This is a genomic window from Paenibacillus lycopersici, assembly GCF_010119935.1.
Classification (GTDB): Bacteria; Bacillota; Bacilli; order Paenibacillales; family Paenibacillaceae; genus Paenibacillus_Z; species Paenibacillus_Z lycopersici.
Genome location: NZ_CP048209.1, coordinates 3120692 through 3133699, shown reverse-complemented (window position 1 = coordinate 3133699; position 13008 = coordinate 3120692). Strand labels below are relative to the sequence as shown.

The following is a 13008-nucleotide window of genomic DNA, read 5'->3' as shown; positions in this document are numbered from 1 at the left end:
CGTTTTACAATATATTTTAATCGATAAATGGTTATTTCATATTGTTATCTTGATTCGTTCACTCCTCTATTCCGCTTTCGCTCCGGTCATGCAGCTCTCCATAACAGCAGCGAAATACATAGAATTCCCCTTTTATTGGCATGAATAAAGGATGCAGACAAGACGAAGGACATGAGGTGCTCGACCTTTGAATAAATCGACCAGCCAAATTAATTTTCTGCAATTATTCATGATGTTCTCGCTGATGAACGGACTGACCGATCACGTTATTATCAATCCGATGCTGCTCGGCAGCTCCGGCCGCGATGCCTGGATAACGACGCTGTCGACCGGCGCGATGTTCGTAGCGTGGTGCCTCGTGCTGTCATGGATCATGCGCAAGACCGGCCAAATGAACCTGCATGATTGGATATCGAAGAAGACGCATCCGGCGTTCTCCTGGACACTGCTCGTTCCGATCGCCGTCCTGTTGTACGCGATCGGCGCCACGACCGTGATCCATACCGTCAAATGGAACGCGGCCAATTACTTGCCGGCCACGGCCTCGCTCGGTACATCGTCGGCGCTGGTGGCGATCTGTCTCGTGCTCGCACTCTGGGGGATGAGCACGATCGCGATCACGTCCGGCGTGCTGCTGCCCGTCGTCACGCTGCTCGGCATCTTCGTCAGTACGTTCAATGCGCCGGAGAAGGATTTTCGGCTGCTGCGGCCGATGCTCGAACAGGGCTGGGGACCGGTATTCGACGGCGGGCTCTACGCGATCGGCGGCTACGCGGAAATAACGCTGGCGCTTCTGCTCCAGCATCGCCTGGTCCACAAGGTGAAGCCGTGGCATCTGCTGCTGCTGGGCTTGTACTTCGTCGTCATCATGACCGGCCCCGTCATCGGAGGCATCACCGAATTCGGACCGACCGAAGCCGCGAACCAAATGGCTTCTCCCTATGAGCAATGGCGCCTGATCAAAATCGGGCAGTATATCGAGCATGTCGATTTCTTCTCGATTTTCCAATGGCTGGCCGGTGCTTCCATCCGCATCAGCTTGGCGGTCTTCCTGCTTGCGGATCTGATGCCGTTCAAGAAGAACGCGCATCGCCAATGGATGATCGCGATCGTCATGTGCAGCTATCTCGTCTTCGCTATGATGCCGATGAACGATTACCTCTACTATCGCTGGCTGTATCATGTTTATATTCCCGTCTCGGTCGTTATCCTAGGCACGGTCGCTGCGGCATGGACAGCCGTAACGCTGTTCTCCAAACCGATCCGAAAGGAGGAATCGACATGAACGCGAACACCGAAGACTGGACGGAAGAAAGCTTGCGGCAGATCTACGGCGGTTCGGCGGACGTCTTCATCGAAGCTTGCCGGTATGGCGACCTAGAGCAGCCCGAGGCGCTGCTCATATATGCAATCGGCTTGTGCGACACGGCGATCGTGCACGAAGTCGTGCTGCCATCGCTCAGCCGGCATTTCGGAGCGGCGGAGCCGTCGTCCGCGCCGGAAGCGACGTCGCTGGATACGTTGATAACGCGGCTCTCGCTCGTGCCGATGGCTGGCAATTCATCCGTCCCATCGGTCGATACGCTGGACGAAATGATATTCGAAGGCAATCTCGTCCTCTTCTTCGTCCGGGACCGGCGCTGGTTCACGCTCGGCATCAACCGTCGGCCGCAGCGGTCTCCCGAAGAGTCCAACACCGAAATATCGATTAAAGGTCCTAAGGATGGATTCAACGAAGACTTGAGCACGAACGTCGCGCTCATCCGCAAACGCATCCGCAGCCATTCGCTGCACGTGGAATCGTTCACGCTCGGAAGGCGCACCAAAACGAAGGCGGCGCTGCTGTATTTCGACGACATCATCAATGTCAAAATATTGGCGGATGTCCGGAAGAAGCTGGCCAAGATCGATGTCGACGGCCTATACAGCATCAACCAGCTCGAAGAAATGCTGACGGGGTCGCGGCTGAAGCTGCTGCCGCTGCTCGATATGACGGGACGGGCCGATTATTGCGTCGCAGGACTGCTCGCCGGCCGGTTCGTCCTTATCGTGGACGGCAATCCGCTCGTCCTCATTGCGCCGGCAGGACTGAGCATCATCTTGAAATCGCCGGAGGACGTGCATTTCAATTATTCCTACGTGTCGTTCGCGCGGCTCATTCGGCTGTTCAGCTTGTTTCTATCCGTGTTTCTGCCGGCGATCTGGGTTTCATTGGTGGCTTTCCACCAGGATCAGATCCCGTTCCGGATCATGGCGACGATCTCCGTGTCCCGTCTCGGCCTGCCCTTCTCGTCGCAGATCGAGCTGCTCATTCTGATGATGATGCTCGAAATCTTCCGCGAAGCCGGCGTGCGCCTGCCAAGCGCGATCGGCCAGACGCTCACGTCGATCGGCGGTTTGATCATCGGCGACGCGGCCATCCGCTCGGGCCTGATTTCGCCTTCGGTCGTCGTCATCGGCGCCATAACGGCCGTATCGAGCACCACGCTCGTCAATCAATCGCTCAGCGCGGTCGTCAGTATCCTGCGCTTCTTCTTCTTCGGCCTGGCGTGTTATCTCGGGATGTACGGGGTGATTCTCGGCATCGTCGTGTTCATCGCCTATCTGTCCAGCCAACGCTCGTTCGGCGTCAATTATCTCGCGCCTTTGTCGCCGCTCAGCCTTCGGGAGATCATTACGTCCTTCCTGCGCGTGCCATGGTTCATGATGCGCCGCAGGCCTTCGGTCCTGCGGACGCAGGACGATGACAAATAAGGGAGTTGAGAGCATGTTCGACATGCGGCGGCGCCATCCGCTCACGCGCTTCGCGGCGGCATGCCTTGTGCTTGCCGCCGTGTGCACGCTGCCTGGCTGCGGGAGCGCGAAAGACATCCAGAGCTTGGCTTACGTGACGGCGATGGGGATCGATTACGTAGACGGCAAATACGTTACGTACGCGCAAGTGCTCAATTTCTCCAACGTCGCGCGGACGGAGAACGGCGAACTGGGCAAGAAAGTGCCGGTCTGGCTCGGAATCGGGCATGGCGTATCGATTACGGAATCGTTCTCCGATATGAACACGACGTCGCAGTTCCCGTTGTTCATGGGCCATCTGAAGACGATCGTCATGTCGGAGAGGGCGATGCGGCGAGGCGTCAAGGAACTGTATCTGACGTTGAACCGCTACCGCGAGATCCGGTATAACGTATACGTATACGGCACGAAAGACAACCTGTCCGACATCCTTACGCAGAAATCGATTTTCAACCTGTCCCCGCTGGATACGACCATGTTCTCGGGCACCCAAATGGACAGCGATCTGACGTTCCTGCTGCCGTTAAGCGGCAACCGAGGCATTGCGAACGTGAACGAACCCGGAATCACGGCGATGATTCCCGATATTTCCTCGTCCGACAAGACATGGCACGAGGACAAGCTTCCCCGGTCCATGTCCATGGTTAAAGGCGCTTTCTTCCTGGAGGAAGACCGCGCGTTCGCCTGGATGTCCGTCTCCGATCTGCAGGGCGTCAGATGGAGCAACAGAAACCTGAATCATACGCCGCTGCAGCTTCCCAGGGATGACGGATATAAGGATATGGTGATGTTCGTGCACCCGCGAATGAAGCTCAAGATTGTCAAGGCAAGCGGCGAACCGCGCTTCGACATTACCGTGCGGGTGAAAGGCACGGTTTATGAAATGCGCAATACGCCGATCGCCGAGATGGAACGGAGAGCGGAGAAGGCGATCGAGGACGAGATCCGCGAGACATACCGCAAGGCGCTGCGCAAGCGCTGCGATCCGTTCCAACTGGAGGAATTGCTGTATCGGAAGCATCCCGCCGTCTTTCGCAAGCTGACGAGCCGTGACCGCTTCTTCCTGGACGAAGCGTCGCTTCGCAGCGTGCACGTTCACGCGAGCATCACGAGCACGGGCAAGTACAACGGCAATATCAAATAAGCTTAAGCGGCGATGCGGCCAATCATGCCGCTGCCTTCATCGCTTGCCCGGTCCGTCCGCTTCTGCGTCGACAATCCATCTGTCCCGCAATCGAACGTCCGGCAGCTCGCATACATTTGAACCGCGGCCGCGACCGAAGATGCGGTAACGCGAGCGCGCGATAAGCTTGTAGACGCCGTCGCGGATGACAGCCGGCAGCATAACGGCCCCGTACATAAGCGGCCACAGGCCGTCAAGCTTGCGCAGCACCCGCAGCGCGCCCGTGGATCGGGTGAAACAACGCCCGTTCTCGATCAAGACGAACGTATCGGCAGCTTCTCCGCTCGTCGGACCGTCTGTCTCTCCATCGGCTGGATCCGCGAAGCCTCCGCTCATCCCGCATTCTGCCAGCAGTCTTCTTCCGGCCGTCGAACGGAGCGCGGCAAACCGGAATCGACCCGCGGCGTCACGCTTGCTGACGAACCGGGCCATTCGATGACAGAGCGGGCACTCCCCGTCTATGAGAATTACGCAATCGGTTTCCTCGCCGGAGCTTGTTCGTTTCATTGCGGTATCCCTCCTTCGCTTACCGATATTGTAAGCCGGGGAGCGGCGGCCGCTCAGTGCCAACTTTCATAGCCGGACGCCGAAGAAGGGTACTACGTGACGTAGTACCCTTCTTCGATAAGTGCAGTTGGAGCAGACCCCGCAGCTGTTCATCGCATGCGTCGTACTCAGCCGGCCTGATCCTGCGCGAATTGATTTCGGTACAGGCCGGCGTAGAAGCCGTCTTGCCGCAGCAGCTCGTCATGCGTGCCCTGCTCCGCAACCTGCCCGTCGTTGATGACCAGAATCATATCCGCCTCCCGGATCGTGCTCAGCCGGTGCGCGATCACGAAGCTCGTTCTCCCTTGCATGAGCGTCCGCATCGCTTCTTGAATATGGAGCTCCGTTCTCGTGTCCACGCTGCTCGTCGCTTCGTCGAGGATGAGAATCGCCGGGTTCGCCAGCACGGCGCGCGCGATCGTGAGCAGCTGCCGCTGACCTTGGCTCAAGTTGCCGCCTTCGGCGTTGACGGGGGTGTCGTAGCCTTGCGGCAGCTTCAGGATGAAGCCCTCGGCGTTCGCCAGCCTTGCCGCCTCCTCCACCTCATGGTCCGTGGCATCCAGCCGGCCATAACGAATATTGTCCCGGATCGTCCCCGAGAATACATAGGCATCCTGCAGGACAAGTCCGATTTGCCGTCTCAGCGTCTCCCTATCGATCTTCCGAATGTCCTCCCCGTCCAGGAGGATTCGTCCGGAGCGGATTTCGTAGAATCGCGTCAACAGGTTGATTACCGTCGTTTTGCCCGCCCCCGTCGGACCGACGAGCGCAATCGTCTGCCCCGGATGCGCATGCAGGTTGATGCTGCGCAGGACGTCCATATCCGGCTTATAGCCGAAATGCACCTGATCGAAAATCACCTCGCCGTTCAGACGGACATGCTTGGTCCCGGCCTCATCCGCATTTTCCGGCTCGAGATCCATGACCTCGAACACGCGCTCCGCCCCGGCAACCGCGGATTGGAACAGGTTGTATTGGTTGGCCAGCTGATTGATCGGTTGGCTGAACTGATTGGCATAGTTCAAGAAGCTGAGAATGACGCCGATCGTAATCCATTCGTGATAAGCGAACATGCCGCCGAATACCGCGATGACGACGAAGCTGATGTTGCGCATCGTGTTCATCATCGGCCCCATGGAACCGGAGAGGCTCTGCGCCTTGATGCCGATCGTGCGCAAGCGTTCGTTGATCTCATTGAAACGCTCGATCGACCGCTGCTCGTTTCCGAATACTTTCACGACCTTCATGCCGGAGATGATTTCCTGCACGTACCCGTTCGCTTCGCCGAGATGGCGCTGCTGCTCCGAGAAGTAATGGCGGGTATATTTCGTTATTTTCTTCGTGACGTAAGCAATGAGCGGTATCGTCAGCACCGTGATGAGCGTCATCCATAGGCTCAGGCTTAGCATCATCGCCACGCTGCCGACAAGCATCAGGACGCTTGAGATCAGCTGGATGACGGTTTGATTCAGCGTATTGGACACATTGGCGATATCGTTGGTCGCCCGGCTCATCAGTTCGCCGTGCGTTCGGCCGTCGAAGAACGACACCGGCAGCCGCTGGTACTGGTCGAACAAATCCTGCCGCATGTCCCGCACGCTGTTCAGGGAGAGACTGGAGGCAGCGTATTGCTGAATCCAGGTAAACGCCGCGCCGAGCGCATACACGCCGAGCAGCAGCATGCCCATGCGCGTGAAGCCGGCGTAGCGCTGCGGAACGATATAATCGTCGATCATCCTGCCGATCAAATACGGCGACAGCAGCGTGAGCCCCGTCGCAATGACCGTGCAGAGGATGACCAGCAGCAGCGAGCGGCGCTGCAGCTTCAGATACCCTCCGATTCTGCGCAGCGTGCCCGCGGTATTCTTCGACCTGACCTTCGGGGGTCCCCCAAGCTGCGGGCCGGGCCCTTGCCGGAAGCCCATCTGGTCCCAGTTGACCGCCGGTTTGTTCCCGTTAGCGGTTGGATTAGTGGTTGGAGTGGAATTGCCGCCCGACATGGGACACCTCCTGATTGCCGAATTGCGAACGATAGATATCTTGATAGACGTCGCACGAGCGCATCAATTCATCATGCGTGCCGCTGCCGGCGACGGCGCCTTCGTCCATCACCACGATGCGCTGCGCGCCGACGACCGTAGAGATGCGCTGGGCGATCAGGAACGTAACCGCGTCCTTCGTCAAACGCTCGAGCGCCGTGCGAAGCCGCCGCTCGGTGCCGAGATCGAGCGCGCTCATGCTGTCGTCCATAATGATGATCGGCGGCTTGATCAGCAGCGCGCGGGCAATGGCAATCCGCTGCTTCTGCCCTCCCGACAGGTTGACGCCTTTCTGTCCGAGCTTCGTGCCGTAACCTTCGGGAAGCTTCGCGATAAAGTCATGCGCTTGGGCGATCCTCGCCGCTTCCTCGATTTCTTCCTGCGTCGCATCGGGCTTGCCGAACGCCAGATTGTCCCGGATCGTGCCCGTGAACAGAAACGACTCCTGCAGGATCATGCCGATGCTGCGCCGGAGCTCGGCTAACGGAATGTCCCGAATATCCGTCCCGTCGATCCGAATGGAGCCTGACGTAACGTCATACAGCCTCGGAATAAGCTGGACTAGCGTCGATTTGCCGGAACCTGTGGCGCCGATGATGGCGATCGTGTCGCCGCGTTTCGCTTCGATGTCGATATTCCGCACTGCCAGCTCCTTCGGAGCGGACGAGCCGCCGTACGAGAACGATACGTCCTCCAGCTTGACGTGCCGGGCTGCGACAGCTGCAACGGAAGACGTCGCGGGATCCGTCATATGAGGCTGCGCGGTAAGCACTTCATCGATGCGTTTGGCGGATACGTTGGCCTGCGTGACGTTCATCAGCAATCCGCTGACCATGAGCAGCGAGGCGAGCGCTTGCAGGACATAGTTAACGAATGCGATCATGTCCCCCACCTGAACGGAGCCGAAAGAAACCGATCGTCCGCCGTACAGCAGGATAATCACGAGACACGCGTTCATAATGAGCGTGACGATCGGCGAATTCAGCGCGATCATGCGGGCCGCTTGAATGGAGCGATTCGTGTAATCCCGGTTCACTTCCCGGAAACGCCGTTTCTCGAAGTCGGACCTCGCGAACGCCTTGACGACCCGAATGCCGGCCACGTTCTCCTGGATTCGCGTATTCAACGCATCCAGCTTGGTTTGAACTTGCGCGAATAACGGCGATGAGTAGCGGATGAGGACGAACAGCACCGCCACGAGGATGACGAGCGTGCCGAGCAGAATGAGCCCTAGCCGCAGATTCATCAGCATCGCCATGATGACGCTGCCGACGAGCAGGCTCGGCGCCCGCACCAAGCCTTGCAGCAGGATTTGCACCAAGTTCTGCACCTGTACGACGTCGCTTGTCATGCGGGTAATGAGCGAGCCCGATTTGAAATGCTCCAAATTCTCGAAGGAGAAGGACTGCACCTTCGTAAACAACGCTTCGCGGATGTCCGCGCCGAAATTCTGCGAGGCCCGGCTGGCGAACAGGTTGCAGCCGACGCCGGTCGCCAGCGAAAGCAGCGCCACGGCGGCCATGATGAACGCCGTCTTCTCGATCACGCCGAAATCGCGCTCGACGACGCCGAAATTGACGATATGCGCGGCCAGCCGCGGCTGCAGCAAATCGAAGAAAACTTCCATGATCATGAACAGCGGCCCGAGGAGCACGAATTTCCGATACGGCTTGATATACGCGCTCAACGCCCACATAGGATCGGCTCCCCTTCTTCCGTTATGGACGGATGCTCCGCTGCGTCAAACCGTCTCATGCCATGCGCAACTTTCATGAATGCCCACTCCTTATGCATACAAATGTATACGAATATCGTATACGCTCGTATGCATTGTGTCAATTGCGAAAATACGAAAGCTCCCCGATTTCGAGGAGCTTAGCGTGTGGATAAATGCCAGCCGATTTTGGCATTCTTATTTTTATTTATGAAAACCGATGCGAGCGCGACTTTTCGAATGAACGATCGGCGATTTATAATTCTCTCAGGAAACATGGGGGTCTCTATGGCCTGCGGTCTGCTTGGGGGACCATTGATTGTCTTGGATGGGATCAATGGGCCATTGAAGCGGACAAGAGATGCGTTATTAGCCGGCGTTCCTTGTCATTCCGTGTGCTCGCGGACAGGAGATGCGCTATTTCACCCCACAGGCAGCCATTCGGCGCTATCCGGAGGCAATAACGAATCCTGTGTCCGATCGCCAGCCCAAAACACCGATTTCCATACAAATAGCGGCTCCTGTGTCCGTTGCCTATTGGGGGTTATCCCGTTCAGGCGGTGCGGCTTCATCTATTTACTCGACTGCCTGAGCCCCCGATTTCGTAATTGGGGAGCTTTCACTTTATTCGCTAGCGGGTCATGCCGGCTGCAATTCCTCCGGAATCCGTCCAAACCGTCCAGACCTGGGCCACATTCGTCCGTTAGGCGGCGGCGCCTGCTCCGCAGCTTGTCCGAGCAGGTTATTCCTTGTCCGGCAAGCTCCATACCTCGATGAAATTGCCGTCCAGATCGTAGAACGAGAAAGATTGACCTTGATAGTCGAACAATTGACCGACCTCGACGCCGCGCTGCCGCAGCTCGTTATGCACCGCCTCGGCATCGGCAACGATAAATCCCTGAACCGGAAACGGCCCGTCCGGCAGCTGCATATGGGAACGGAAGGGCGGATCATGCTTGCTCAGGCAGATGGTTACGCCTGTCTCGGTTAGCAGCTTCAGGAAGATCGGGTCTCGCGTGACGACCTTGAACCCGAAATGCTCCCCGTACCATTCGGCCGCAGCCTCCAGATCGCTCACGGGAATGCCTAGATAAGCGCTCTTCAACGTTACCACTGGAGCTCCCCCTTCCTCATCTTCGCGATGTAGATGATTTGCCCCAGATGGCTCGGCAAGTGTCTGAATTGATGCAGCAGCATCTCCAGTATGGTCGCATTGTTGTCAAGCCCGCCGTTGAAGGGCGGATAAGCGAGGTACGGCTTCTCCAGCAGCCTGTCGGGGTCGGCCTGCATCATCTCGAGAACCCGCACGATGCTGTCGTACGATCGCTCCGATAATTCCAACGCCTGCGCTTTGCTCATCGGCAGCCCGCGTTCGAACTCTTCGCTGCGATCCTCGATGTAAGCAGCGCCGAAATACGCAGCATCAAACCATTGGCGAGCGGCGCCCGCAATGTGCGCGACCAAATTGGCGATGCTGTTGCTCTCGGGGGTCGGCGACCACCGGATGTCTTCTTCGGATAACTGCTCAAGCACGATGCGCGTCCACTTCCGGTCCGCCTTGTACTTCCTTAACAGCAGATCAATTACAATCGTTGCCTGATCCAAGCGACTCACGCTCCCAATATTTTACTGCATGCTCATGAATCGATCATACCAAACGTACGTTCCCTCGTAAATAAAATTCTCAACAAAAAAGCGATGAACCCCGTTCACCGCCGCAAGCGCATTTTCATCGCTGTTCCAGTTCATTAACACTATTAATTAGTTGCATTAAATACATGTCCAATCGATCGGTCAATCAGAAGCGCGCAGCTACGATCGCCTGCAGCTCCTGACGATAAGCTTGCGGATCGAAGCAGGAATTGTTCACTGAAAGCTTACCGAAAGGGATGCTTTCGTAGATATCGGCTTCCAGCCTGCGCCTCGCTTCGAGCACTCGAATCGTGCCTTCCAGCCCTTCGCAGCCATGTTCTCGCCCATACCCTTGTCCGGTATAGTAGGCCATAAAACCGTCCGCCCATTCCTTCGGCCTCTCCGCGACGGCTTTGCGGAACGAATGGTCCAGATCGTCCTGATCGACGTACAGGAGCAGCGGATTTAACGGCTCCACGATCGAAGCCAATTCGGCCACGTAGCTCGCGACCTCTCCCGGGGCCTCGCCATGCTTGATCATGCCGACGGTGACGGGATTTTGAATGAAACAGCATTCGAACACGAACGTATTGTCCGGGCCGCCCATCGCGCGCTCGGCAAACGACCGCCAGCGATTCGTAATCAATGCGCGATTCTGCGCGAACGGCAGTTCATAGATGTCATTGGCCGATACGGCGGCCAGCAGATCTGCCGGAAATCCTCCCGCATGCTGCAGCTTGCGATACTCCAGCACGTAACCGCCGGATTCCTGCCGGGCATGGCGAGCCAGGAAGCCGCAGTGTTCCCCGCTCGACTGCAGCAGCCGTTCGAATGCTTGCGGTTCAAACCAGGCGGCGCCTTCATAATCGGCGGGATGATCCGGATTTCCTTCCGTATACAGCCGCGCCGGTATGCCCTTCTCGCCTAATAGCTCATGCACCAGCCGAGCGGTCGTCGATTTGCCCGATCCCGGCAGCCCTTCGATCAGCACTAACTTCGGATGCAAAGCAAGCCAACTCCTTTCCCGTATCGTTTCCGGCGGGCCCTTCGATCAGCACCGTACATAGCTGCGCTTGAAGCCGAGTCTGCCTTTCTCGATTTCCTTCTTCAAATTCTCGTATGCATCAATGAACTTGCTCTTCTTCTTGTCCTTGTTCACTTCGACAGGGCCTACGGCTCTCGCGGTCTCTACCGCTTTATCGTGAAGCGGAAGATACGATACCCCAACCGTGTAGATAAAGAAGTTCATCGCGTATTTGGCTCGTTCGGGCGCGTCATGAATCGTCTCGGCAACCTGATCCAGCATCCGGGACAGCTTGCTTTCGTCGAACTCGCCGTCCTTCCGGCTGCCGAGCAGCCAGCAGTAACAGTTCCACCCCGCGGACATTCGCAGTTCGTCGCCGCTCGCGATCCATTTGTCGGCGACCGCTTGCGCGATATCCGTCTCCGCCAGCGTCACCGCCACGACGTAATCGGACAGCATGTAGAAATACGCTCCCTCGATCCAACGCTCGAAATCGGCTTCGGTCATCGCTTTCGGATCCGCTATGACGCCCGCGAAATACATGGCATCGTAGTTCCCGGTCGCATACAACTCTTCGGCCAACGGCTGATTTCTCTTGATAAGCTTGGCTAGCGGCTTCATCGCTCCCGTCGCTACGCCGAAGAGAGGCTCCCGCGCGCCGTTGGAGCCGTACATCTTCTTGAGGCGATCCTTGCCGAGCGTTTCAAGCTCCTGCATGACCTCTGCTGCATTCATGGGCATGCCTCCTTATATGGATGATCGGTTATTTCGTTCGAAGAGTCCGTACGAGGACTCCCTTCAAATCATAACAGCGCCGGCACTGGAATAGCCAGCGCATCGCCGCATTTCCCGACTCCCCGTCTCCTTGTCTATTCATGAGCTGCCATGAGAAAGTGCGGCGCCCCGGCAAACGCTCTGCGCGATACATATCAATGCCCGCCTTCCTGCCGCAATTGCGCGAGATATGCCGCTGCTTCGCGATCCGACCGCAGCCGTATGATCCGCTTACCCGAACCCTCGCCTGCTAATCGCCGCAGCTTCCCTTCGATGCCGCTTGCCTTCGGGAAATTCCAAATAAAGCGGAGGAAGGCGACGAACTCGCGGTCGACGAGAAGCCGCTCGACGCAGTCGTCCCCCATATCCGAGCGCACCCGGCCGATAGCGGTGACTCTGCGTTTGATGACGCGCCACTCGCATAATAAGCGAGGCTTATCGAGCAAGATAACCGTATCGGCCGCCTGAATGCGAATGTCTAGCGTCCGTCCGTAATTGCCGTCGATAATCCACGCCGGTTCCGCGACCAGCCGCCGCAGCAGCTCGTCCCATTCCGCATTCGGCGTCTTCGCCCAGTTCGGCTTCCAATACAGCGCGTCGAGATGATACAGCGGCAAGCCCGTGAGCCGGGCCAATGCTTTGCCGAGCGTGGATTTGCCTGCGCCCGGCGAACCGATCACAAGAACTTTGCGCATGCGGTCTGTCTCCTTATTCCTCGGGATTGGCCGCCATGGCCCTGTATTCCTGCTCCAGGATGCTCATGATGATATCCGTCTCGAAGCGATCCTCAATGAAGGCGCCCTCCCGTTCCTTGCCTTCGATGACGAAACCGCATTTCTCGTAGCACCTGATTGCGCGGCGGTTATATTCCAGCACCTTCAGATCGACCCGGTGAAGGCGCAGCCGTGCGAACGCATAACGCAGCACCATCGTCGTTGCTTCCGTCCCGATCCCCTTGCTCCAGCAGCCGGGGTCGAAAATGCCGACCGCGTACCGGGCTTTGCGGTCCTCGGCTTCCACCGTCAGCCTCGCCTCGCCGATGCACCGTCCTTCCCATTCGATGCACCAGTTCAACGGCTGCGACCGGATACGGTCGATATAAGCCGTCGCCGTCTCCAGCGTGAGCGCCTTCAGCTGCCTGGTGTCTCCGCCATACATGCGCGTCAGCTCCGCATTCGTGCCGCATGCCAAGTAATCCAGAACGTCTTGCTCGATCGGCGGCCTTAACGTAATACGGCGCCCCGCGAGGACAGGAGATTCATTCCTCACCGTAATCCCTCCTTATGGATAACTGCATTCGAAT

General features: G+C 57.7%; 12 protein-coding genes. 3 read left to right on the top strand and 9 right to left on the bottom strand.

What is annotated here, in order from left to right:
- Positions 1-187 precede the first annotated feature (187 nt).
- From GXP70_RS13915 to GXP70_RS13905, 3 genes are read left to right on the top strand one after another with little or no spacing between them, the layout of a single operon-like run.
- Entirely contained in the window at positions 188-1285 is a 1098-nt protein-coding gene (locus GXP70_RS13915; protein WP_162357370.1) for a GerAB/ArcD/ProY family transporter, read from the top strand.
- Positions 1282-2754 (top strand): spore germination protein, encoded by a 1473-nt coding sequence (locus GXP70_RS13910; RefSeq protein WP_162357369.1) that lies wholly within the window; start codon positions 1282-1284, stop codon positions 2752-2754. Before GXP70_RS13915 ends, GXP70_RS13910 begins: the two co-directional genes overlap by 4 nt.
- A gap of 13 nt (positions 2755-2767) precedes the next feature.
- Positions 2768-3937, top strand: coding sequence for a Ger(x)C family spore germination protein (locus tag GXP70_RS13905; RefSeq protein WP_225442796.1), 1170 nt, complete (start codon positions 2768-2770; stop codon positions 3935-3937).
- A 36-nt stretch (positions 3938-3973) separates the two neighbouring features.
- On the opposite strand, the gene GXP70_RS13900 is transcribed toward GXP70_RS13905, so the two are convergent.
- The 9 genes from GXP70_RS13900 to GXP70_RS13860 form a co-directional block, all read right to left on the bottom strand.
- Positions 3974-4483, bottom strand: coding sequence for a thiol-disulfide oxidoreductase DCC family protein (locus tag GXP70_RS13900; RefSeq protein ID WP_162357368.1), 510 nt, complete (start codon positions 4481-4483; stop codon positions 3974-3976).
- 167 nt (positions 4484-4650) lie between these two features.
- A complete protein-coding gene (locus tag GXP70_RS13895) occupies positions 4651-6522 on the bottom strand; it encodes an ABC transporter ATP-binding protein (protein ID WP_162357367.1) in 1872 nt (623 codons plus the stop codon).
- Positions 6491-8257, bottom strand: a complete 1767-nt coding sequence (locus tag GXP70_RS13890) for an ABC transporter ATP-binding protein (RefSeq protein ID WP_162357366.1) — start codon at positions 8255-8257, stop codon at positions 6491-6493. Before GXP70_RS13890 ends, GXP70_RS13895 begins: the two co-directional genes overlap by 32 nt.
- Before the next feature lie 760 nt (positions 8258-9017).
- Complete coding sequence (locus GXP70_RS13885; protein ID WP_162357365.1) at positions 9018-9389, bottom strand: VOC family protein; 372 nt, start codon at positions 9387-9389, stop codon at positions 9018-9020.
- Entirely contained in the window at positions 9383-9880 is a 498-nt protein-coding gene (locus GXP70_RS13880; protein ID WP_162357364.1) for a DinB family protein, read from the bottom strand. Before GXP70_RS13880 ends, GXP70_RS13885 begins: the two co-directional genes overlap by 7 nt.
- Positions 9881-10073: 193 nt before the next feature.
- Positions 10074-10913, bottom strand: coding sequence for a P-loop NTPase family protein (locus tag GXP70_RS13875; protein ID WP_162357363.1), 840 nt, complete (start codon positions 10911-10913; stop codon positions 10074-10076).
- A gap of 45 nt (positions 10914-10958) precedes the next feature.
- Complete coding sequence (locus GXP70_RS13870; RefSeq protein ID WP_162357362.1) at positions 10959-11666, bottom strand: DNA alkylation repair protein; 708 nt, start codon at positions 11664-11666, stop codon at positions 10959-10961.
- 194 nt (positions 11667-11860) lie between these two features.
- A complete protein-coding gene (locus GXP70_RS13865; protein WP_162357361.1) occupies positions 11861-12400 on the bottom strand; it encodes a P-loop NTPase family protein in 540 nt (179 codons plus the stop codon).
- Between the two features lie 13 nt (positions 12401-12413).
- Positions 12414-12974, bottom strand: coding sequence for a GNAT family N-acetyltransferase (locus tag GXP70_RS13860; protein ID WP_162357360.1), 561 nt, complete (start codon positions 12972-12974; stop codon positions 12414-12416).
- Positions 12975-13008: the final 34 nt, after the last annotated feature.